We start from the raw sequence: 24,348 nt of genomic DNA on the forward strand, positions 1-24,348 counted from the left end.
TACATTTGTTGCTCAAAATTGTAGCATTATGATTAATTTATCAAAAAACATAAAACATTTAAGAAATCTCAAAAAGTTAACACAAGAGGCTTTAGCAGAAGAATTGAATGTAACCCGAAGTAGAATTAGCGCTTATGAAGAAAATAGATCTTTGCCCACAATTGAGTTTTTAATAGATTTTTCTAAATATTTTAAAATACCAATAGATATTATTGTTAAAAACGATTTAACCAAAGCTACCGATGTTTCTTTTATAGAGGTAGGCAACAAACGGGTATTATTTCCTATTTCTGTTGATAGTGATAATGAAAATTTAATTGAAATTGTACCTTCAAAAGCATCTGCAGGATATTTATTAGGTTATGACGATCCTGAATATATAGAACAACTAGAAAAAATAAAACTGCCTTTTTTACCAACAGGAAAACATAGGGCTTTTCCTATAAAAGGAGATTCTATGTTGCCTATGAAAGATGGTTCTTACGTGGTTGCAGAATTTGTAGAAGACATTAAAAATGCAAAAAGCGGCCTGTCTTATATTGTAATTACTAAAGATGATGGTATGACGTATAAACGCGTTTACAATCAAGTAAAAGAAAAGCAAACTTTTTTATTAAAACCAGATAATACAGCGTACCAACCTTATGAAATTTCTGTTTCTGAAGTTTTAGAATTATGGCAATTTACCTGTAGCATTAACACACAAGAATATGAAGAACACGAACTTAAAATTAGTAGCATTATACAAATGTTTACTAGTTTGGGTGTAGAGTTAGAAGCTTTAAAAAAGAATTTGGCCTAATTTTTTATGCTGAAAGCTAATAATATACACACCAAAATAAACCACTTAAAAAATTAAACGAATTAGGCATTAGAGGTCTTTTAAAAACTTTAATTTGTATTATATTGCCAATAAATAAAGTACTTGAAAAAAATAATAATTTCTGTTACTAATGATTTAACTACAGACCAACGTGTAGCTAAAGTTTGCAACACGCTGTTGGCTAACAACTTTGAAATTACCCTTATTGGTAGAAAACTAAAAAACAGCTTACCAATTAACAGAAACTACCAAACAAAAAGAATGCAGCTTTTTTTTAATAAAGGCTTTTTGTTTTATGCTGAGTATAATTTTAGATTATTTTTTGTCTTATTATTTGCTAAAAAATCTATTTTATTGGCCAACGATTTAGATACTTTACTACCAAACTTCTTGGTTAGTAAAATAAAAAAAACACCCATAATATACGATAGTCATGAGCTTTTTCCAGAAATTCCAGAATTAGTTCACAAAAAAAATGTAAAAAAAATTTGGTCTAAATTAGAAGCTACAATACTACCAAAATTAACCAATTGTTATACGGTTTGTAATAGTATTGCTAAATATTATGCAGAAAAATACAATACACAATTTAAAGTAATTAAAAATTTACCGCTAAAAAACAAAGCCATTACAACTGGCAAACTAGGGTTTAAAACAGAAAATAAAAAAGTTATTCTTTACCAAGGAAGTGTAAATGTTGGGCGTGGTTTAGAGTTAATTATAGATACCATAACTTATTTACCAAACCACATACTTGTAATTGTTGGTACAGGAAATATTATAAACAATTTAAAACAATTGGTTTTGGTAAAAAAATTACAAAATCAAATTTATTTCTTAGGAAGAAAAACGCCAGAAGAACTTCAAAAAATAACACCTTTAGCAGATTTAGGTATAAGTATAGAAGAAGATTTAGGGTTAAATTATAGATTTGCTTTGCCCAACAAAATCTTTGATTATATACAAGCAACAATACCTATTTTGGTTTCTAACTTACCAGAAATGAAACAAATTGTATTAGAACACAAGGTTGGCGAAATTATTGCAGAGAGAAACCCAAAAGCTTTAGCAAATCAAATTAACAACATGGCAAACAAAGATTTTTCTGTTGCATTAAAAAAAGCCAAAGAACACTTAATTTGGGAAAAACAAGAAGATGAATTATTAACTATTTTTAAAAGTTTGATGTAAAATAGAAAGTCTAAATAAATTAAAAAGAAACAAAGACGAAGTATTAATTACCATTTTTTTCAACTGAAAATTAAGCAAAAAAGTTAGTTTTAATTTTTTAATTTTTAAGTAAACAGTTGTAATATTGGTATCCTTAAAATCTAACTGTTTATTTTTTAATAAACTAGTTAGGTTTTCTATAGCTAAAATTGTTTTTTCTACAAATACCATATTATCATCTATACCCAAATGATAAATTTCATTTTCAAGATGATTTATTTTAATCTTACGCTCTTGTAACTCTTTTGCAAAAAACAAATCTTCATAACCATAATTCACCAAATCTTCATTAAATAAAACGCTTGTAAAAACAGCCTTTTCAATTAAAAAATTTGAAGTGAAAAAATATTTATCGCCTTGTTTTTTCCTTACATCAATAGCAATTTGTTCGTGCTTTTTACCATATTTATATCTTAATAAATTTTTATTAAAATGATCTTCTTTATATTTTGTTCCGCCACAAAAAACAGTTCCTTTTTCTTGTAAACAAGCTATATATTTTTCTATAAAGTGGTTGGTAACTGGCGCTACATCTGCATCTAAAAAAAGCAACCAATTGTATTTTGCTGTTTTTGCTAGTAGGTTTCTTATGGCACTTCTACCTAAATTATTTTCTAAAGTTTTAAAAGAAGCAAATGTAAGTGTGTTAATTGCATCATTTTCTAGGTTTAAAGAAGATTTAGAAGCATCATCAAAACAAATAATTTCAAAAGCAATTGTTGTTTTACTAAGTTGCTCATGAATTTCTTTAACCAAAGAAAATGCGTTGTAATTATATGTAGGTATTAAAACAGAAAGCATTAAACGTTTGCTTGCTGAGTTACTTCAAAAAGAGCACCACCTTCGCACTTAATGGTTTTATGTTTAAATTTAACAATTAACTGGTAATCATGCGTTGCCATTAAAATGGTTTTGCCACTTTTGTGAATTTCATTTAAAAGCTCCATAACCTCTAAAGATGTTTTAGGGTCTAAGTTACCTGTGGGTTCGTCTGCCAAAATTAATTCTGGGTCGTTTAACAAAGCTCTAGCAATGGCAACACGTTGTTGTTCTCCTCCAGAAAGTTCAAAAGGTTTTTTGTAATAATGAGATTTTATGCCAACCTTATCTAAAACCTCGTGAATTTTGTGCTTAATTTCTTCTTTATCTTTCCAGCCTGTAGCTCTTAAAACAAATTTTAAATTATCAAAAACAGTACGATCATTCAACAATTTAAAATCTTGAAAAACAATGCCAATTTTTCTTCTTAAAAAAGGAATGTCTTTTTCTTTTATTTTTTTTAAATCAAAATCTACAATAGATCCTAAGCCTTTTTGCAGTTTTAAATCTCCATATAACGTTTTCATTAAACTACTTTTACCACTTCCTGTTTTACCAATTAAATAATAAAATTCTCCTTTATTAATTTTTAAATTAACCTTAGTTAACACCAAATTATCTCTTTGATAAATTGCTGCATTTTCTAATTCTAAAACTGGTTTTTCCATAAAAGCTGTAGTTTCTACAAACTTATAAGTTTCTATTGATTTTTTTACTATGAATTGCTAACAATTGTTACATTTGATGCAAAATGATAACATTTTTTAGAGCACATCAAACAAAATAAAAAAATGTACGTTATTAAAAATGAGTACAAAAATTATTCCATGAAATATCGTTTTTTAATAAAACTAATTTTTACTTGCCTTATTTCTACTACTACTTTTGTTAGTGTTGCACAACAATCTTTAGTAGCAACTAATTTTGCAAAAGAATATACTATTGCTCTAGAACACTACAATAACAAAGCTTATGCTATCGCAGAAAAAAACTTTGAAAGCATTAAAAATAAATCTAAAATTGGTACAAACTTAAAAGCAGATGCTTCTTTTTTTGAAGCCATGTGCGCTGTAAAATTAAATAAACCAGAAGCAGATAAAAAAGTACTAACTTTTGTAGAAGAAAACCCAAACAGCAACAAAAAAAACCGTGCTTTTTTTACCATTGCCAATTATTATTTTGCAAACAAAAAGGCTGCTTATGCCTTAAAATGGTTTCAAAAAGTAAATATTGATGAACTTTCTACCGAAAATAAAAAAGAATTAAACTTTAAAATGGGGTATGCTTTATTGGTTACTAAAAACTTAGCCCTAGCTAAAACAAAGTTTTTACCACTTATTAATGATGCCAAATACGGTAACGATTCTAGATATTATTATGGATTTATCTCTTATAAATTAGAAGATTATGGCATTGCAGAGTCTACTTTAAAAGAAATTGCAGATAATGATTCTTACAGAGCAGAAATTTCTTACTACTTATTAGATATTAGTTTTAAAGCAGGTAAATTTAAACGTTGTATAAACGTTGGTTTAAAAATTTATGAAACCATAGAAAAAAAATTAAAATCTGATGTTGCTAAAATTATTGGTGAAAGCTACTTTAATTTAGAAAAATATGCAGAAGCTATACCGTATTTAAAAAGCTACAAAGGCACTAAAGGCAAATGGAATAATACAGATTATTACCAATTAGGTTACGCCTATTACAAACAAAAAGATTTTGAAAACGCTATTAATAACTTTAATAAAATTATAGATCAAAAAAATGCAGTTTCTCAAAATGCATATTATCATTTAGGAGAATGTTATATGAATTTAGAAAAAAAATCTGAAGCGCTTAATGCATTCAAATCTGCATCTGAAATGAGTTTTAATACAAACATACAAGAAGATGCTGCTTTAAATTATGCAAAATTAAGTTATGAGGAAGGTAATCCTTTTAAGCCTGTGGCAAATATTTTACAAGACTACTTAAAAAAGTATCCAAAATCTAGCGCCTATGAAGAAATTAACCAACTATTAGTTACATCTTTTTTAAGTCAAAATAATTTTGAAGGAGCTCTTGAGTTTTTAAAACGAAAAAAATCAAAAGAAAATAAAAAACTAATACAAGTGATTTCTTTATACAGAGGTTTGCAATTGTTTAATAAAAATGAATACAACAATGCACTACCCTACTTTTTAGAAAGTAGTAACGCCACCTCTAAAACAATTAGCAATAAAGCCAAATATTGGGAAGCAGAAAGTTTATATCGTTTAAATAAATATGATGCCGCAGTAAACAAATTTATCAACCTTAAAAAAAGTGTAGCGCTAAATACTAACGAATTTTTATTGATAGACTACAATATTGGTTACAGCTATTTTAAATTAGCAAAATACAATTTAGCAAGTATTGCTTTTAAAGATTTTTTAAAAAAAGACGCTATTACAGATGATGTAAAATATGACGCTTTAATTAGGTTAGGCGATTGTTATTTTGCACTTACCAAGTATTCTAATGCTATAGAAACCTACCAATTGGTTACTAAAAACTTTGGTTTAGACGCAGATTATGCACAATACCAAATTGGAATGAGTTTTGGTTTTATTGATAAAAATGAAGCAAAAATTGATGCGCTAAAAAAGGTAATTAACAATTATACAACTTCTAATTTAAAAGATGATGCACTATACCAATTAGCCACAACTTACACCAATTTAAAAGATACCAAAAATGCAATTATTGCTTTTGAGAGATTAGTAGAAAAACACCCACAAAGTATTTTTATTCCAAGAGCTTTATTAAGGCAGGGCTTGTTATATTTTAATGATGATGAAAACAAAAAATCTTTAGCATCTTATAAAGAAGTTGCTTCAAAATTTCCAAATTCTCCAGAAGCTTTAGAAGCAGTTGCAAATGCAAGAAATGTTTATATAGATGAAGGAAATTTAGAAGATTATGTAAATTGGATAAGAACCTTAGAATTTATAAATATAACCAATGTAGAGTTAGATAATACCACTTTTGCTGTTGCAGAAAAAAAATACTTATCCTCTAAAAATGCAAAAGAAATTATAGAAAACCTTCAAACATACTTAAGAAAATTTCGAAACGGAATTCACATTATAAAAGCAAATTATTATTTAGCAGATGTTTATTATAAATTAAAAGATTTTAAAAAAGCAAAAATATACTATCAGTTTTTAACGGATAAAGAAATATCTGATTTCACAGAAGATTCATTAAATAAATTAGCGCAAATCTACCTACAAGAAAACGATTTTAATAGTGCTTTACCATTATTAGACAGGTTAGAACAACAAGCTTATATTGCAGAAAATATTTTGTTTGCTCAAAGTAATTTAATGCAAGGTTATTATGAATCTAAGGCTTATGATTTGGCTATAGAATATGCAAAAAAACTCTTACAAAAAGACAAATTACAACTGCAAGTTGCCAATGATGCTAAAATAATTATTGCAAGATCAGCTATAGCAACAAAAGATTTTTATACGGCAGAAGATTTTTATACACAAATAGAAACCACAGCAAACGGAGTATTAAAAGCAGAAGCTTTGTATTACAATGCATATTTTAAAAATCAACAACAAGCTTACGAAGCCTCTAACAAAGTAATCCAAAATTTAATTGCAAACTTTTCTTCTTATAAATATTGGAGCGTAAAAAGCTACGTTATTATGGGTAAAAATTATGCTGGTTTAAATGATGTATACCAAGCAAACTTTGTACTAGAAAATATAATTAAAAACTTTAAAGAATTCGAAGACATTACCAAAGAAGCGCAATTGGAATTAGAAAAAATTAAAGAAAAGCAAGCTAAAACCAACAACTCTATAAATTCAGAAAAAAAGAATTAATGAAAAGATCTTTCTCTCTTTTAGCCTTACTTTTTTCTTTTTTTCTTACAAATTCGCAAGAAAAAAAGAAAGACACACTTGTAAAAACAGAAGTGGTAAATGTGGTTACCAAATACAACCCAAAAATTACAGATGTAAATAAAATTAAAGAGAACCCAACCATACAATTATTAGACAATACAAAAAAGAAAAAATTAAAATACAATATATTTTCTGCTCCTGTAGCCTCTACGTTTATACCTAAAACTGGTGTTGTAAAAGGAATTAATTTAGGTGTAAAAGAAAGAATTTACAAGAACTACATTGCTGCTGGTTTTGGCAACTACATAAGTCCTTTTGCTGATGTATTTATCTACAACAACAATCGTTTTAATAGTGAGTTTGGTTTCTCTGCAAAATATAACGCTTCTTTACAAAATATAGAAAACACCTTATTAAACAGCACATTTACGAACTTATCTGTTGGCGCTTTTTACAAAAAAGAAGCACGTTATTTTAATTGGAAAGTTAATGCAGATGCAGTTTCAAGTGCTTACAATTGGTATGGTTTACCAGAAAACAATTATACTGATCTTGTGTTAAACTCTATAAATGAAGTACAAAAATACAACTTGGCTAAATTAAGCACAACGTTTAACTTTTATGATTCTTATATAGATTATGGTAAGTTAAATCTTTCTTTTTTTAGTGATGATTTTAATAGTCAAGAAATTTTAGCAGATTTTAATACCAAATTAAGTTTTCCCTTAGACTTTTTAGGGTATAATGTAAATGAAATTTCTGTAATAACTAGCTTTGAGTATTTAGGTGGTAATTTTCAAAAAAATTACGCAAACACAAATAAAGTAAATTACACCCAACTTACAGCAAAAATTAATCCTACATATCAATTAGACTATACCAATTTAAAATTAAAAGTTGGCTTTAAAACGTTTTATGCTATAGATTCAGAAAACAACATAAATAACTTGCTAATATTTCCAGATGTTCTTAGTAAAATAACTATTTTTAAAAAGTATATTAATGCATATGCAGGCGTTACTGGTAATTTACACTCAAATACTTACCAACAATTTACAGAAGAAAACCCATTTGTTTCACCAACCTTATTTATAACGCAAACTGCAGAAACCGCTAACTTCTTTGCAGGTCTTAAAGGAAATATTACAAATTATTTAAGTTACCACATAAAAGCGGCAAAAATCACAGAAGAAGACAAACCTTTATTTCTTAGAAACAATTCAAAATCAGACGGTACAACTTCAATTGTAAATAATAAATCATTAGAAGGTTATGAATATGGCAATTCTTTTGGTGTTTTTTATGATGATGTAGAAACAACCCATTTTCTTACTGAAATTGAATATTTTTTCAATAAAAACCTAACGCTTACTGCACAAGTAAACTACAACAATTATAACACTACAAATGCCTTAGATAGTTTTAATTTACCAGAATTAGAAGGTGCATTTTTAGCAAAATATAAAGCAAAAAAATGGTTTGCAAACGCTACTATTTATTATGTAGATTCTCGTAAAGACATTGTTTACAATGCAACATTCCCTTCTAGTATTAATAGTTTAAATACATTAGATGCTTTTGTAGATGTTAATCTAAATGGCGGATATCATTTTAACGATAAGTTTTCTGCATTTTTAAGATTAAACAATGTATTAAATAATAATTACCAGCGTTTTACAAACTTTAATGTACAAGGTTTTCAAGCTTTAGGCGGTTTTACTTATAAGTTCGATTTTTAGTAAAAACACCTTTAAAAGAACTTTATATAATAAATTTAGATAAAATGAAAAAAATAGTTCTACTCGCAATACTTTTTAGCTTTCTAATTACATTTGTAACAAATACTCAAATCAAAATGAAAAATTATATAATTTTATTTTTATCTATAACACTACTTTCGTCTTGTTTGTCTAATGAAGACAACAATATAGTAGCAGAAACTGAGACAGATATTATAGCTTACATAGAAAACAATAACTTAGATGCTACCAGAACAGCATCTGGTTTATACTACGTAATTACTAAAGAAGGCACAGGACAAAGCCCTGTTTTTGCTTCTGATGTTATTGTTAGTATTAAAGGTTCTTTTTTAGATGGAACTGTATTTAGCGAGAACAATGCCAATGGTGTACCAGTAAGATTAAGAGATCAAATTTTAGGTATCGTAGAAGGTTTACAATTCTTTAAAGAAGGTGGAGAAGGTATTCTTTTAATACCAACAGAACTTGGTTTTAATGATGGCGTTGCATTGGTAATAGAAGTAAAACTGATAGACGTTATAGATAATAATGCAGATATTTTAGAATACATTGCCACGAATAATTTAGATGCTCAAAAAACAGAATCTGGCTTATATTATGTGATAGATAAGGAAGGTAATGGAGCACGTCCTAACGCAGCTTCTTCGGTTACAGTAGCTTATCAAGGTTTTTTATTAGATGGTACTGTTTTTGACCAAAGTGATGCAGAAGGAATTACCTTTGATCTTAACGCTGTAATAGCTGGCTGGACAGAAGGTTTACAGTTGTTTAAAGAAGGTGGCGAAGGTACTTTAATAATACCCAATGAGTTAGGATATGGAATTACAGGAATACCACCAACTATTCCTGGAGGTGCTGTCTTAATATTTGATATTAAATTGCTTAAGACAAATTAACACTTCAATAAAAATATAAAAAAAGCGAAACTTAAAAGTTTCGCTTTTTTTTTAAGCTATTATTGGTTTTATAAAATCATCTATTTTAGCAATACCATTTTGCCCTAAATTTTTAATAAAAGCAGAACCTATAATGGCACCATTTGCATATTCACAAGCGGTAGTAAACGTTTGTTTATCAGAAATACCAAAACCAACAATTAATTTACTTTGTAGGTTCATATTTTTAATTCGTTCAAAATAAGCAATTTGTTGATTAGAAATTTCTCCTTTTGCACCTGTAATTGAAGAAGAAGCTACAACATAAATAAAAGCATTGGTATAACTGTCTATTTTTCGAATTCTTTCTTCCTCTGTATTGGGTGTAATTAAAAACACATTGGTTAAACCATATTTATCAAACAAAGCTTTGTAATGGTTTTCAAATTCTACCATTGGTAAATCTGGCAGAATTAAAGTATCAATACCACATGCTACTACTTTTTGGCAAAATTTATCTTCACCATATTTAAGCATTTGGTTTAAATAACCCATTAAAACCAAAGGTGTTTTGTTAGTGTTTTTAACAGTCATTAACTGCTCAAAAACAATATCTAAATTAATACCGTTTTCTAAGGCTTTTTGACTACTGTCTTGAATTGTTGGTCCGTCTGCCAAAGGATCTGAATAAGGCAAACCAACCTCAATAAAATCTACACCACTTTTTTCTAAAGATGCAATAACTTCTGTGGTATCTTCTAATGCAGGATAACCACATGTAAAATATATGGATAAAAGATTACGCTCTTTTTTCTGAAATAATTGTTGAATTGAATTCATTTTTTTCTGGTTGTAATTCCTACAAAGGTAGAAATCTATTCTGTTTTACAATTTAATTCTAAAATTCCTGTTTTAATAGGAATTACAACTAATGATCTAAATGTTTAATAAAAGTTTCTAAATCTTTATCTCCTCTACCTGATAAATTAATTACCACAACTTGATCTTTTTTCAAATCCATTTTTGGTAAAACTGCCAAAGCATGGGCTGTTTCTAAAGCAGGAATAATTCCTTCTATTTTTGTTAATTCATAAGCAGCAGTTAATGCTTCCTTATCAGTTGCGTTCATAAATTTTGCTCTTTTACTTTCGTATAAATACGCATGTAAAGGACCAACTCCAGGATAATCTAAACCTGCAGAAATAGAATACGGCTCTACAATTTGGCCATACTCATCTTGCATTAAAATGGTTTTAGAACCATGAATAATACCAACTTCACCTAATTGAGAAGTTGCCGCACTTTCACCAGAATTTACTCCCAAACCAGCAGCTTCTACTGCAATTAACTCCACATCTTCATCGTCTAAATAATGATAAAAAGCCCCAGCAGCATTAGAACCTCCACCAACACAAGCAATAATGGTATCTGGATTTTCTTTTCCTGTTTTTTCTTTAAGCTGCCATTTCATTTCTTCAGAAATAATAGCTTGCAATCTTGCAACCATATCTGGATGTGGCGCTGGACCAACAACAGAACCAATTAAATAAAAAGTTTCTGGATTCTGAATCCAATATCTTATGGCCTCATTTGTAGCATCTTTTAAGGTTTTAGAACCCGAAGTTGCGGGAACAATTGTTGCGCCTAACATTTTCATACGTGCAACATTTGGTGCTTGTCTTACAATGTCTTTTTCTCCCATAAAAACGGTACAATCTAAGCCCATTAAAGCACATACTGTTGCTGTTGCAACACCATGTTGTCCTGCGCCTGTTTCTGCTAAAATTTTAGTTTTCCCTAATTTTTTAGCAATTAAAATTTGCCCAATTGTGTTATTAACTTTGTGTGCACCTGTATGGCATAAATCTTCTCTTTTTAGATAAATAAATGCGCCGTATTTTTCTGATAAACTTTTAGCCAAGTACAAAGGTGTTGGCCTACCAACATAATCTTTTAACAACGCTTTGTATTCTTCTTGAAATTCTTCAGATTCTATAATTTGAATGTAATTATCTGCCAATTCTTTTACATTGGGATGCAATAATTCTGGAATAAATGCACCACCAAACTGACCGAAATAACCGTTTTTGTCTGGGTGAAATTTTGATTTTATTTTCATTGTGTAATTGTTTATTTGTTTAATCGTGTAATTGTTTATTTGTGCAGAATTTTACACATTTTAACGATTACACAATTACACAGAAATTTCTTTTTTAAACTTTTCTAAATCTTCTATTTTCTTAACTCCTGGTTTACTTTCAAATTTACTATTTACATCCAACGCGTAAATTGGTAAATTAGAGTTTAGCACTATTTTTAACTGTTCTAAATCATCTAAACCAATACCTCCACTTAAAAAAAATGGTTTTTCATAAGGGTAATTTTCTAAAACCGTCCAATCAAACTTGGTTCCGTTTCCTCCTCTTTCCTTTCCTTTAGTATCAAATAAAAAGTAATCTACAACTTCTAAATAAGGTTCTAAAACATCAAAATTAAATTGGTCTTTTATTCCAAAAACTTTAATAATTTCAACTTGGTTTTTAGATATTTTATGTTGATTTTTTTTCTTCTTAATCTGTTTATTTTCTTCAATAAATAAAGCGCGTCTTTCTATTAATTGCTTTTTTAAATGTAAAACATATTCTGCAGTTTCATCTCCATGCAATTGTACAGCATCCAAACCATATTCTTCTACCAAAGAAATTAAAATTTCTGGATATTCATTTACAAAAACTCCTGTTTTTTTTATAGAATTTGGCAACTCTGGAATAATACCTTCAAAATTTCTTTTAGATTTCTCATAGAAAATAAAGCCCAAATAATCGGGTTGCAAAGCTGCTACCTGCTGCATATTTTCTGTATATTTCATTCCGCAAACTTTTAACTTCATGCCATTACTTTTTTCCAATTATTTAATTTTTCTCTAAATGAAAATCTTGTATTTGCAGGACTTGTAGATAAAACAACTGCATAATTTATACCTTCTATTTTATTAAAATGTTTATGGTACAAATCGTGTGCCTTTTGTCCATTAAAAATAATTTGTTTTACTGATGGATACATTTCAATAATTTCATTTACAGGATTTGGAATTTCGTTTTTCACATTCTGAGCTCCAGGTTTTACGCGTTCTCCAGATTCAATAATATCCCAAACTGCAATATGATTTCGTTTTAACACATCTATTCTTTCTGAATAATTTTTACTAAAAACTTCTGCTGTTATTTCAAAAATAATTTTCCAAAAAGCATTTCCATTATTCGCATAATACTCTTGTTTCTTAAACTCTAAATTACCAGGTTTACTTCCTAAAATAAAAACTATAGGGTTTTGAGGTAAAATAGGATCTAAAGAAACGATTTCCATTATCTAATTTGATTGATAAACTCTAAACAAGCTTCTCCAGGGTTTTCTGTTTTCATAAAATTTTCTCCAATTAAAAAACCTTGAAAACCAAATTCTTTTAAACCTGTAATTATTTTAGGATCTGAAATACCACTTTCTGAAACCTTTACACAAGTATCTGGAATTTGATTTGCCAGCTTAATAGAATGTTCTAAATCAACTTCAAAAGTTTTTAAATTTCTATTATTAATTCCAATAATCTTATTATCTAAATCGTTAATTTTATCTAATTCTTCTTGCGTATGTACTTCATATAAAACTTCCATACCTAAATCTAAGGCAAGATTTCCGTAGTTTTTTAGTTCTGCGGATGTTAAGCAAGATGCTATTAATAAAATTGCGTCTGCACCAATAGCTTTTGCCTCTACAATCTGAAAACCGTCTACAATAAAATCTTTTCTTAAAATTGGTTTTTGTTGATTGATAACTCTCGCCTCCATTAAATCTGCCATGGTACCACCAAAGAAAGAAGTATCTGTTAAAATAGATTGTGCAGCCACATTTGCATCTAAATAACCATTAGTAACTTCTGCAATGGTTGCTTTATCGTTAATAATTCCTTTAGATGGAGATTGACGTTTGTATTCTGCAATAATTCCTGTAGAACCTACCTCTAGTAAAGATTTTTTTAAAGAAAATGTAGTTCTGCCAAAACTTGGACTTTCTACCAACTTCTTTACAGGAATTTCTGCTTTTATTTTTGCAACTTCCTTCTTTTTAAATGCGATTATTTTATCTAAAATTGTCATTTTTATTTCTTTTGTCATTGCGAGGAACGAAGCAATCTTCTAATTTTAAAAGAAAGATTCCTTCAGTCATACTTCCTTCGGAATGACGATTTATTTATTTCTATATTTCAAAAAAAAGTAAACAATAATTCCTACTATTAAACCAATAATCATTTGTTTAATTGGCGTTTTTGTTTGAATACCCAATGCTGCTCCCATTAAAAGAAAAGCTGGAATAATTAGAATTAAATTGTTTTTCTTTTTTGCCATTTTACCTTATTTGTCATTGCGAGGTGCGAAGCAATCTCCTTGTAAATAATATATTACTTCAATCGTTCCTTTTTCGTAATGACGTTTATTTTTAAATACTCACTAATTTCTCTAAAGTTTGTTTTGCTTTTAATCCAAAGAGTGCATCTTTAGCTTCTTCAAAAGCAGTTTCAAAAGATTTTGTTTCGTCTACAATGGTTAAAGCAAAAGCTGCGTTTGTTAAAACCACATTGTTTTGTGCTTCTGTACCTTCTCCATTTAAAATTGTTTTGAAAATTTTTGCAGCATCTGCAACATTATTTCCTCCAAAAATTGCCGATTGTGCAATTCTTTTTTGCCCTAAATCTTCTGGATTTATGATTTGTTCTCCGTTTTTGGTGAACAATTTAAATCCGCTTGTTAGCGAAATTTCATCATAACCATCTAAAGCATGTATAATTCCGTAATTGATGTTTTCTTCTTGTAAAATGTAATTGTACAAACGTGCAATTTCCAAATTAAAAGTACCCAACATGTGATTTTTTGGTGAACTTGGGTTTACCAGAGGTCCTAACATATTAAAAAAGGTTTTCAACTTTAACGCTTTTCTTGTTGGACCAACCGCTTTCATTGCAGGATGAAATTTTGGCGCATGTAAAAAACAAATATTTGCTTTTTCTAAATGCTCTTTTAAAACACTTTCATCATTCGTGAAATTGTACCCGAAACTTTCTAACATATCTGAAGAACCCGATTGCGAAGACACTGAATAATTGCCATGTTTGGCAACTTTTTGCCCTGTTCCTGCAACAATAAAAGATGTTAAGGTTGATATATTAAAGGTATCTTTTCCATCTCCACCAGTGCCAACAATATCAATGGTATTATATTCTGAAAAATCTACTTTTATAGAAAGCTCTTTTAAAGCATTTCTAAAACCAGAAAGTTCGTCTGCAGTAATTGGACGCATCATAAAAACCGTCATAAAAGACGCCAAATGTGCATCATTATATTTTTCTGCAGCAATATCTTTTAAAATTTGTGTTGCTTCAGCTTTAGAGAGCCTTTCGTGATTGTATAATCTGTTTAGTATTTCTTTCATTATTCTTCCTATGTCATTGCGAAGCAAATGATAATTTGCTGTGGCAATCTTTTAATTTATTTAGAGATTACTTCGCTTCACTCGTAATGACGCTTATATAATCTCATTAATTAGATGCTGAATCATGTTCTGCATTAGACCTTTTACAAGCATTTATAAAATTAGTAACCAATTGCTCACCAACATCTGTTAAAATAGATTCTGGATGAAATTGAACTGCAGAAATAGGATATACTTTGTGCTCAATTGCTTGTATTAAACCGTCTTCATCTCTTGCTGTTACTTGTATTTCTTCTGGAAAACTTTTATCTGTTGCTGCCCAAGAGTGGTAACGTGCTGCTAAAAATGTTTCTGGTACATCTTTAAAGATAGTTGCGTTTTTGTCTGTTACCTTCATTTCTGTGGCAACTCCATGAAAAACTTCATCTAAATTAATAATTTCTCCACCAAAAACTTCTGTAATTGCTTGTAAACCCAAACAAACTCCAAAAATTGGTTTAATGCCTGCATAGGTTTTAATTACTTCTTTTAAAATTCCTGCTTCGTCTGGAATTCCTGGTCCTGGAGACAACATTATGATATCATAGTTTCCTACGTCTGCAATACTGATTTCATCGTTTCTAAAAACGGCAGGAAAATTTCCTGTAATTTTTTCTACCATGTGTACCAAGTTGTAGGTAAACGAATCGTAATTGTCTAATATTAATATTTTCATATTTTTTCTAATTGTCATTGCGAAGCAAATTTTTTCATTTGCTGTGGCAATCTATTTATTATTTAAGAGATTACTTCGTAGGAAAAACTCCTCATAATGACTTAAAACTAACTAACTGCGTTAGGGATTGAATGGCCTGTTTGAGCTCTTTTTTGTTTTTCTCAAAAAAAGCGAGTAATGAAAGCCCGTTAAAACGCCCAAATACATCTTTTAAATATTTTCTGCCAAAATCAACGCTTTTTTTAAGGCTGCTAACTTATTATTTACTTCTTGTAATTCTTTTTCTTCGTCTGAATGTATTACAATTCCTGCACCTGCTTGGTAATACAAAACGTTGTTTTTACTTACAAAAGAACGTATTGCAATGGCCAAATTTACAGAGCCGTCTAAACCAATAATACCTACTGCACCACCATAAAATCCGCGCGATTGATTCTCATACCTATCTATTAATTGCATGGCTTTGTATTTTGGTGCGCCACTTAGGGTTCCTGCTGGAAAAGTATCGCCCACAATTTCTATAGGATTTCCTTTTAATTGCCCAGAAACTGTGGAAACTAAATGTATTACGTGACTAAAATATTGCACTTCTTTAAACACCTCTACTTCTACATTATCTGCATGTTTACTTAAATCGTTTCTGGCTAAATCTACCAACATTACATGTTCTGCAGTTTCTTTTTTATCTGCTGATAATTTTTTTCCTAGCTGAATGTCTTTTGCCATATCGCCCGTTCTTCTAAACGTACCTGCAATTGGATTTATGGTTGCTTTGCCTGCAGAAATTTTAATTTGTGCTTCTGGTGAAGAGCCCATTAATTTAAAAGAACCGTAATCGAAATAAAATAAATATGGCGATGGATTTATAGAACGTAAAGCTCTGTACACATTAAACTCATCTCCTTTAAATTTTTGTTGAAATTGACGTGATAAAACCAACTGAAAAACATCGCCTCTTTTACAATGCGACTTGGCTTTTCTTACGTATTCTATAAATTCTTCTCCTTTTACATTGGAAGTTTCTTTGCCGTCAATTTCGAATTTTTGGGTGTTAAATGCTTGTGCTTCTATTATTGTCTGAATTTCGTTAATTCGAGATTCTGAGCCTTCTTCAATGTTTTCTATCAAGGTCATTTCATCATTAAAATGATTGATGGCGATGATAAATCTGTAAAAACTATATTGCATTAATGGGATTGCAGAAGGTGCATCATTTACCGTTAAATCTATGTTTTCGAAATATTGAACAGCATCATAAGTTGTATAACCGTACAAACCGTTAAAGGCTTTTAATTCTGGCGGACAATCTAAATTTATGGCTTGTGTGTAAGACTCGAAAATGGAATTAAAATTTCTTCCTATTTTCTGATTTTCTAACTCATTTCCACGATGTGAAAAGCTTAAATAATGATTTTCTGCTTTTATGGAAACCACTGGCTCTATGGCTATAAAAGAAAAACTTTCTTCTTTAGAGTGATAATCTGAGCTTTCTAAAAGTAGCGTATTGGCGTATTTGTCTCTAAAACGTAAATACAAACCTACAGGTGTTACTGTGTCTGCAATTTTAGTTTTTGAGATGGTTTTAAATTGTATTTTTTTCATAACTGATTGTCAGTTCGAGCGCAGTCGAGAACATTTTATTTTCTCTTTTGTTTTGATAACTTTTCGACTGCGCTCGACAAGTTATTTTACTGTTTTTTAATTTGTATTAAAAACTTTAATACTATGAAAAAAGGCTTATCGTGAGATAAGCCTTTTTTTTAATATATTAATTACATACAGGTTTTTTCTCACTTATTAAATAAGAGCGATCCACCACCATGTATTTTTTGTTGTATTTTGCATTGTGGTACAAAAATAAGATAGATTTTTAAATTAAGCAATAAATTAGCGCTAAAATTATTTTATAGTTAAAAGAATCTAAACTAAAATCTGCTTTTAAATTACCTCATAATTTTCACATTCATCTCCTCTACTTTTTTATCTGATAAAGGCGATGGTGCATTAAATAATAAATCTTCTGATGAACCTGTTTTAGGGAAAGCCATTACTTCTCTAATGGATGCTTTTTTCTCTAAAATCATCATTAAACGGTCTACACCCCAAGCAATTCCTCCATGAGGTGGCGCTCCATATTGAAAAGCTTTGTACATTGTACCTACACTTTTTAGCATTTCCTCTTTATTGTAACCCATATTTTTATAGGTTGCTTCTAAAATTTCTGCTTTGTGTGCACGTACAGAACCTCCACCAATTTCGTAACCGTTTAAGATTAAATCGTATTGTTGGGCTATAATTGTACCTATTTCTTCACCTTCTCCGTTCATATGCTTTTCTAAATCGTAAATTGCTGGCATAGAAAATGGGTTGTGTGTAAACGTCCATCTACCTTCATCTGTTTTTTCAAACATTGGGAAATCTATTACCCAAGCTGGTCTTAATTCTTTAGGATTAATTAATCTTAAAATACGTCCCATTTCTTGACGAACAGCATCTAATGCTTTGTTTGCAGTTGCATAATCTGCGGCAGAGAAAAATACAATATCACCAACTTGTGCTTTGGTTTCTTTAATAATATTGGCTGCAATTTCTTCACCTAAAAACTTAATAATTGGCGATTGTAAATCGTTTTCATTTACAATAATGTATGCCAAACCACCTAAGCCATTTTGTTGTGCAATGGCTGTTAAGTTTTCAATTTGTCCTTTAGACATTCTTTTGTTTCCTTGTTCTTTTGCAGAAACTTTAATACATTTTACAATACCGCCTTCTTCAATTGGTTTGCTAAACACCTGAAAAGTAGTGTCTTTTACAATAGTTGTAATGTCTTGCATTTGTAAACCATAACGTAAATCTGGTCTATCACAACCATATTTATCCATTGCTTCTTTATAGGTAATTACTTCAAAAGGATGTAAAACCCATTTTTTACCATAAATTTTCTTAACAATTTCATTAAACATTTTTGTGTTTAAATCTATGATCTGTTGCATACTTGCGTACGCCATTTCTATATCTAATTGGGTAAATTCTGGTTGTCTGTCTCCTCTAGAATCTTCATCTCTAAAACAACGTGCAATTTGAAAGTATTTTTCAAAACCACCAACCATTAACATTTGTTTAAATTGCTGTGGTGCTTGTGGTAAGGTGTAAAAAGAACCTGCTTGTTTTCTTGTTGGTACAATAAATTCTCTTGCACCTTCATCTGTTCCTGCTGTTAAAATAGGTGTTTCTATTTCTAAAAATTCTTCTTCATCTAAAATATCTCGCATCAATTTAATAACCTTATGACGGTTAACAATTGCTCTACGAACATCATTATTTCTATGATCTAAAAACTTGTATTCAAATCTTACTTTCTCATTACTTTTAGCCGCTCTTTTAATTTCAAAAGGCAATGTTTTTGCCAAATTTAAAATCTCTAAAGTTGCTGTTTCCAATTCTAATTTACCAGTTCTTAAACCTGCATTATAATCGTCTTCATTTCTTTGCACAACAACTCCTGATACAGAAATTACTGTTTCTGGTTTAAGTTTTACCAATTCGTCTAAATTAGGAAAGGTTTCTCTACTTAAACGTACTTGAAAAATTTGGTAACTAGAGTCTCTTAAATCGATAAACATCAATTCTCCATGATCTCTTACACTGGCAACCCAACCAGATAATGTAACTTCTTGCTGAATAGATTCTTCTGATAAATCTGATATTTTGTGTGTTCTGTATTCGTCTTTAATTATAATAGGAACCGTTTGTATTTCTTCTTCAGTTTTAGTTTCAGGTTTCTTGTTTTTGGTTTCAATTTGTTTGGAATCTTCACTTGTGCCTTTCACCTGAAAATCAGCACCATTAACTTTCGCAATAATTTCTTCACGAATAACTTTTCCAGATGCTCCTTTACCTATAATTGCAATAACTTTACCTACTAAAATACCTGCTTTACCTTGGTTACCTGCTTTAATATCTTTGGCAATTGCTTCGTTTGCTAAAATTACGGTTGCCACGGCATCCTTAATTTTATCTTCTGAAATGGTATTGTCTTCAAAATATTTGTTATAGTCGAAATTCTTATCTTTTAAGTAAGATGTTATTCCGTTTTGTACTAAAACTGATGTTATTTTATCTGCCTTAAATAATTGAAATATTTCTGTTAGTTGTTTGATGTCATGAATATTTGCATACTCATCTGCACCAATATTATTTACTAACGTTTTTGCAACAAAAGACGGATCTTTAATTTGATTGTTAATGGCTACAAACGTTTCTGAACGTAATGAATCTACTGTAAAGAACTTGGCATCTTGAGGTAAAACGCCACCTTTTATTAAAATAGATTCTACTGCAAACGGTAAAGAACTAATATCTACATCTATGCTTTCTACTACTTGTTTAATATTTACAAAAGGTAAATCTGGTTCAGATATAAAACGATAATCTGCCTCAAACTCCTTTTTACGCATGGTTTTGGTTTGCTTTAAATCTGCATCCCATAAAACCGTGGTTTGATCTGGTCTAAACGCGCTGTTTTCTATAAAATAATTTAATTGTTTTTCTATTTCTTCTTTTAAAGCATCTACCATAAACTTAAACGAATTCAAGTTTTTTATTTCTGTTCTAGGGTTTAAATTGTTTGTATTGTTTTTTCTAAGTGAAACAGAAACATCAGATTTAAATTCTCCTTTTTCTAAATTGGCTTCAGAAATACCCAAATTTTGCACAATTCTCTGAATGTATTGGGCATAAGTAGAGGCATCTTCTATATTTCTAATACAAGGTTCTGTAACAATTTCTATTAAAGGCACACCTGCTTTGTTAAAATCTACCAAAGAAATTTTCTTTTCGTGCATTAATTTAGCGGCATCTTCTTCTATATGAACTTGCGTTAAATTTACCGTAAACTGAGAGCCATCATTTCTAAAACAAGAAACTTTACCATCTGGAATTACAGGGTTATGAAACTGTGTAATCTGAATGTTTTTAGGATTGTCTGGATATTCATAATGTTTTCTATCCCAAGAGATTACTTCATTTTTAAAAGTAGATTTTACTGCTTTACCAAAATAAATAGCTTTGGTAATGGCTTCTTTATTAATAGCTGGTAAAACCCCCATTTGCCCTGTACAAACCGAACAAATATTATGATTAGGTTGTTCTATTTCTTGATTAGGACAAGAACAAAACAATTTGGTTTTTGTATTTAAACGCACATGCGTTTCTAAACCAATTACTAACTCTAAATCGTGCTTTTTTAACAGCTCATTTAATTGTTCCAATTCCATTATATTGTATCTTTTAAGAAGTTCGCAAACTTCAAAACAAGTTCGTCGTTATTTTTTGCTGCTGTAATTTGTAAGCCTGTTGCAGTTCCTTGTGGCACAGTTAAAGTTGGTAATTGCCCCAAACTAAAGCCAACTGTATATGCGTCTGACAAATACATTGCTAAAGGATCTTTTAAACTGTCGCCAATTTTTGGCGGATTATTTGGTGTTACTGGTGATAAAATAATATCTACTTCTTTAAAATCTTTCTCGAAGTTTTCTGAAATCTGGTCTCTTAAATTGAGCCCTTTTAAATAAATTTCATCAGAAAAACCTTGAGACAACACTTGATTACCACCAACGATTCTGCGTTTGGTTTCTTCTGAAAAATTTTCTGAACGTGTTATAGCGTACGTGTCTTTTAAATTATCGCCTTCTATTCTTGCGCCATAATTTGTACCATCTAACCTTGATAAGTTAGAGGCTGTTTCTGCCATTGCCAGCGTATAATAAGTAGAAACTAAAGTGTCTGATTCGAAAAAATCTAATTCTTTTACGGTAATTCCTGTTGCTTTTATTTTTTCTATGGATGCTAAAAAATCTGCTTTTACCTTAGCATCAATAGCTTTATTTTCTATAAAATTTTTAAAATACCCAACTGTTTTAATTTCATTAGCATTTAAGATGGCTTCTTTAGCAATTTCTTCTGATTTATAAGTAGTTTGATCTTTAACATCTTTACCACTCATTGTATTTAAAACAATTCTAATATCTTCTATAGACTTTGCAATAGGCCCAACACAGTCTGTAGAAGATGCGTAAGCTAATATTCCAAATCTAGAGACTCTACCATACGTTGGTTTTAAACCATACACATTATTGTAACCTGCTGGTTGTCTTATAGAACCTCCTGTGTCTCCACCAATAGAAAAAACCGTATATTCTTTAGCTACATTTACAGCAGAACCTCCACTAGAACCTCCAGCAACTAAATCTGGATTTATTGCATTTTTTACAGCTCCAAAAATGGTGTTCTCTGAAGAAGAACCATGCCCAAAACTATCTCCGTTTTCTTTTACCAAAGGTATTGCACCAGCGTCTAATAATTTTTGGATTGCAGTTGCTGTGTAAGAAGATTTATATTGTTTTAATAAATCTGAACTTGCAGTTGTATACGTTCCTTGAACCATATATACATCTTTAATACCAAAGGGAATACCTTCTAACAAACCAATTGTTTCTCCGTTTGCAATTTTAGCATCTACTTTTTTAGCTAATGCTAAGGCAGTATTATCCAACAAAGAATTTACTGTATGATGTGTGTTCGATTTTAATAAATCTAACTTATTTTTTATCAACTCTAAACAAGATATTTCTTTATTTTGAAGTTGATTGTGTATTTTTCTGATGTTACTCATACTTCTTATTTTTTAGTTTTGTTGCTATTACTAACCACTAAAAACTATTTTTTATTCTTCTATAACTTTTGCAACTACTAAGTAGCCATTTTTTTCTCTTGGAAAATTCTCTATAATTATGTCTTTTTCCGCTTGCGGACTATGAATTACAACATCTTCCCTTAAATCATTTAAAGCAACTGCATTCGTATTTACATTATTGGCTGTAGTAGCATTTGTACTTTTAATTACTTCAAATAACTTGCTAACAGCTTCAGATTCTTTTGCTCCTTTAATACTCGACAAAACGTCGACAGTCATTATTTTGCTCATAATTCTAAATTTAAATTTCTGAAAAAAATCAGAGTAATAAAAAAGCCTTCCAAAATCTGGAAGGCTTTATTTATATATTTTATACAACAACCTTCACAACCCTAAAAATTAGGATTATTAAAATTACGATTGTTGTTATTTATAGTATTCATTCTAAAAATATTGGTGTCAAATATATATAGAATAAATGATACAAAAATTTCTTTTTTAAGATTTTATATTGTCTTTACATAATTCATAGAATATTGTAATTTTATTAAAGAATTATTAAAAACTCTTAATAAAAACAAAATTTATTTAATTTATTTCAAAGAAACCTGATATTGCAAAACAGCCATTCCTTTATAACCTTTTTGATGAATTGTTAAAGCATCAAAAATAGGTCTGTGTTGGTACCCTAAACTAATTTTATTACCATGTTTACCATTCATTAAAAAATTTACAGTAAAATCATAAACTGTCATTTGATCATTTAAAGCATCCCAATTAGAAGTTTGGATAGCAATATTGGGTTGCACAACTACAGAATAACCTAATATTTTATCTTTTGGAAAAGCATAACCAAATTGCATATACCAAGTAGTTCCTGTACCAATCATTGGAAAAGCAACACCTGCTCCATTAAAATCGGTTCCACCACCAGTTGCAGGATTATCTGCACCTACATTTCTAATATAGTTTTTCCCAAAATCATAATCGTAGTAACCTAAATAAGCTGTAATTGCTGCATTATTAACTAAAGGTAAGTTTAAAAAAGAATCTACAGCCCAATGCTTCATATCATAAAAATTAGTAGTTGGCAAAGATGCATCACCATCGCTCATTGCTTTTTCCTGAAACTGAAAACCTGCACCAATATTAAATACTTTTTTGCCTTGTACATAAGTTCCTGTTTGGTAAGCAAACTTATTTGATTCATGTTCGAAAAACTGGTATTTTACATAAGAAGACGTTTTAATTCTTGGTCTATTGTTTGCAAAATCTACTTCACCATTAGGCACATTAGTAACAATTAGTGGTCTGTTAAATGCTAATCTGTAATCGAATTTACTTATTTGTCCTTTAGCCCAAACTCCAAATAACCTTCCTAAATCATCATTTTTTTCAACAGAATTTAAGGTAAACAAAGGCGTATCTAAACCCATCATTGTTTTACTAGATCTAATATTCCATCTATTTAAACCTTGCCAACCAGATTTACCAACACCAACTTCTAGCATTTTACTAAAAGCATATTCTGCGTATAAATCTAAAACTTCTACAGTAAAAGTTTTATTTTTAAAATTGTAATTATTGCCACCAAAAATTGCATAAGCATAAATTTTGGGTGTAATTTGAGAAGAAACAGGTATACGCAACCGTCTTATAGAAACGTCTGTAAAATTATCTGTAATTTCTTGGTTAATTAACGATCCTTCATTTAATTGAGAATAACGCAACCATATTTGAGATGTAATATTCCATTTTACTTTAGGCACAAATTTTTGTTTTTCTTGAGAAAGCACTATTGACCAACAAAAAAGTAGCGTTAAAAACATTCCATTTCTTACCAAAACCCTCATAATTTTCCTTTTATTAAGAACAAAATTAAAGGAAATATTTAATACGAAAAGTGATAAACATCATGTTTCAAGAAAAAACAACATTCTAAAAAAAACTATTTAAGCCATAGTTCTAATTTTAGAATCTTAAACGATAATCAAAATTTAAAAAATAACATTTAAGCATGTTTTTAAGCTATTTAAGCCAACTTTATCTTTTAAACAAATGTTG

The 24,348-nt window shown here is 29.6% G+C and carries 20 protein-coding genes; 5 read left to right on the top strand and 15 right to left on the bottom strand.

From position 1 onward, the window contains the following. Positions 1 to 28: 28 nt before the first annotated feature. The gene (locus Q0762_RS07935; protein WP_298765691.1) at positions 29 to 802 is read left to right on the top strand and encodes a LexA family transcriptional regulator; all 774 of its coding nucleotides are present in this window, start codon (positions 29 to 31) and stop codon (positions 800 to 802) included. A 123-nt stretch (positions 803 to 925) separates the two neighbouring features. Then, entirely contained in the window at positions 926 to 2,014 is a 1,089-nt protein-coding gene (locus Q0762_RS07940; RefSeq protein WP_298765694.1) for a glycosyltransferase, read from the top strand. Here Q0762_RS07940 and Q0762_RS07945 read toward each other — a convergent pair. Next, entirely contained in the window at positions 1,988 to 2,854 is an 867-nt protein-coding gene (locus Q0762_RS07945) for a glycosyltransferase (protein ID WP_298765696.1), read from the bottom strand. The two genes, Q0762_RS07940 and Q0762_RS07945, sit on opposite strands and share 27 nt — an antisense overlap. Further along, the gene (locus Q0762_RS07950; RefSeq protein WP_298765699.1) at positions 2,854 to 3,540 is read right to left on the bottom strand and encodes an ATP-binding cassette domain-containing protein; all 687 of its coding nucleotides are present in this window, start codon (positions 3,538 to 3,540) and stop codon (positions 2,854 to 2,856) included. The genes Q0762_RS07945 and Q0762_RS07950 overlap by 1 nt, the downstream gene beginning before the upstream one ends. Before the next feature lie 123 nt (positions 3,541 to 3,663). On the opposite strand from Q0762_RS07950, the gene Q0762_RS07955 reads away from it, so the two are divergent. The 3 genes from Q0762_RS07955 (at position 3,664) to Q0762_RS07965 (ending at position 9,412) form a co-directional block, all read left to right on the top strand. Next, positions 3,664 to 6,735: a tetratricopeptide repeat protein gene (locus tag Q0762_RS07955; protein ID WP_298765702.1), complete on the top strand. Its 3,072-nt coding sequence runs from the start codon at positions 3,664 to 3,666 to the stop codon at positions 6,733 to 6,735. Further along, positions 6,735 to 8,495, top strand: coding sequence for a hypothetical protein (locus tag Q0762_RS07960; RefSeq protein ID WP_298765704.1), 1,761 nt, complete (start codon positions 6,735 to 6,737; stop codon positions 8,493 to 8,495). Before Q0762_RS07955 ends, Q0762_RS07960 begins: the two co-directional genes overlap by 1 nt. 116 nt (positions 8,496 to 8,611) lie before the next feature. Beyond that, positions 8,612 to 9,412, top strand: coding sequence for an FKBP-type peptidyl-prolyl cis-trans isomerase (locus Q0762_RS07965; RefSeq protein ID WP_298765706.1), 801 nt, complete (start codon positions 8,612 to 8,614; stop codon positions 9,410 to 9,412). A 51-nt stretch (positions 9,413 to 9,463) separates the two neighbouring features. Here the strand turns inward: Q0762_RS07965 and trpA are convergent, their stop codons facing one another. From trpA to Q0762_RS08030, 13 genes are all read right to left on the bottom strand, one after another. Next, positions 9,464 to 10,231 (bottom strand): tryptophan synthase subunit alpha, encoded by a 768-nt coding sequence (trpA, locus tag Q0762_RS07970; protein WP_298765709.1) that lies wholly within the window; start codon positions 10,229 to 10,231, stop codon positions 9,464 to 9,466. Between the two features lie 88 nt (positions 10,232 to 10,319). Beyond that, the gene (trpB, locus tag Q0762_RS07975) at positions 10,320 to 11,504 is read right to left on the bottom strand and encodes a tryptophan synthase subunit beta (RefSeq protein WP_298765757.1); all 1,185 of its coding nucleotides are present in this window, start codon (positions 11,502 to 11,504) and stop codon (positions 10,320 to 10,322) included. A gap of 81 nt (positions 11,505 to 11,585) precedes the next feature. Continuing rightward, a complete protein-coding gene (locus tag Q0762_RS07980) occupies positions 11,586 to 12,260 on the bottom strand; it encodes a phosphoribosylanthranilate isomerase (RefSeq protein ID WP_298765711.1) in 675 nt (224 codons plus the stop codon). 17 nt (positions 12,261 to 12,277) lie between these two features. Continuing rightward, the gene (locus Q0762_RS07985; RefSeq protein WP_298765714.1) at positions 12,278 to 12,757 is read right to left on the bottom strand and encodes a DNA-deoxyinosine glycosylase; all 480 of its coding nucleotides are present in this window, start codon (positions 12,755 to 12,757) and stop codon (positions 12,278 to 12,280) included. Then, positions 12,757 to 13,545, bottom strand: coding sequence for an indole-3-glycerol phosphate synthase TrpC (gene trpC, locus Q0762_RS07990; RefSeq protein WP_298765718.1), 789 nt, complete (start codon positions 13,543 to 13,545; stop codon positions 12,757 to 12,759). The genes Q0762_RS07985 and trpC overlap by 1 nt, the downstream gene beginning before the upstream one ends. A gap of 90 nt (positions 13,546 to 13,635) precedes the next feature. After that, the gene (locus Q0762_RS07995) at positions 13,636 to 13,794 is read right to left on the bottom strand and encodes a hypothetical protein (protein ID WP_298765720.1); all 159 of its coding nucleotides are present in this window, start codon (positions 13,792 to 13,794) and stop codon (positions 13,636 to 13,638) included. A gap of 91 nt (positions 13,795 to 13,885) precedes the next feature. Continuing rightward, a complete protein-coding gene (gene trpD / locus Q0762_RS08000; protein ID WP_298765722.1) occupies positions 13,886 to 14,875 on the bottom strand; it encodes an anthranilate phosphoribosyltransferase in 990 nt (329 codons plus the stop codon). A 106-nt stretch (positions 14,876 to 14,981) separates the two neighbouring features. After that, positions 14,982 to 15,590: an aminodeoxychorismate/anthranilate synthase component II gene (locus tag Q0762_RS08005; protein WP_298765724.1), complete on the bottom strand. Its 609-nt coding sequence runs from the start codon at positions 15,588 to 15,590 to the stop codon at positions 14,982 to 14,984. Positions 15,591 to 15,800: 210 nt separating this feature from the next. Next, positions 15,801 to 17,192: an anthranilate synthase component I family protein gene (locus Q0762_RS08010; protein WP_298765727.1), complete on the bottom strand. Its 1,392-nt coding sequence runs from the start codon at positions 17,190 to 17,192 to the stop codon at positions 15,801 to 15,803. A 341-nt stretch (positions 17,193 to 17,533) separates the two neighbouring features. Next, positions 17,534 to 20,866 (bottom strand): bifunctional amidotransferase subunit GatB/aspartate--tRNA ligase AspS, encoded by a 3,333-nt coding sequence (gatB/aspS, locus tag Q0762_RS08015; protein ID WP_298765729.1) that lies wholly within the window; start codon positions 20,864 to 20,866, stop codon positions 17,534 to 17,536. After that, positions 20,866 to 22,263: an amidase family protein gene (locus Q0762_RS08020; RefSeq protein ID WP_298765731.1), complete on the bottom strand. Its 1,398-nt coding sequence runs from the start codon at positions 22,261 to 22,263 to the stop codon at positions 20,866 to 20,868. Before Q0762_RS08020 ends, gatB/aspS begins: the two co-directional genes overlap by 1 nt. 51 nt (positions 22,264 to 22,314) lie before the next feature. After that, entirely contained in the window at positions 22,315 to 22,575 is a 261-nt protein-coding gene (locus Q0762_RS08025; RefSeq protein WP_298765733.1) for a hypothetical protein, read from the bottom strand. A gap of 302 nt (positions 22,576 to 22,877) precedes the next feature. Then, positions 22,878 to 24,137: a porin gene (locus tag Q0762_RS08030; RefSeq protein ID WP_298765735.1), complete on the bottom strand. Its 1,260-nt coding sequence runs from the start codon at positions 24,135 to 24,137 to the stop codon at positions 22,878 to 22,880. Between the last annotated feature and the right edge of the window lie 211 nt (positions 24,138 to 24,348).

This window comes from uncultured Polaribacter sp. (genome assembly GCF_947495205.1).
Classification (GTDB): domain Bacteria; phylum Bacteroidota; class Bacteroidia; order Flavobacteriales; family Flavobacteriaceae; genus Polaribacter.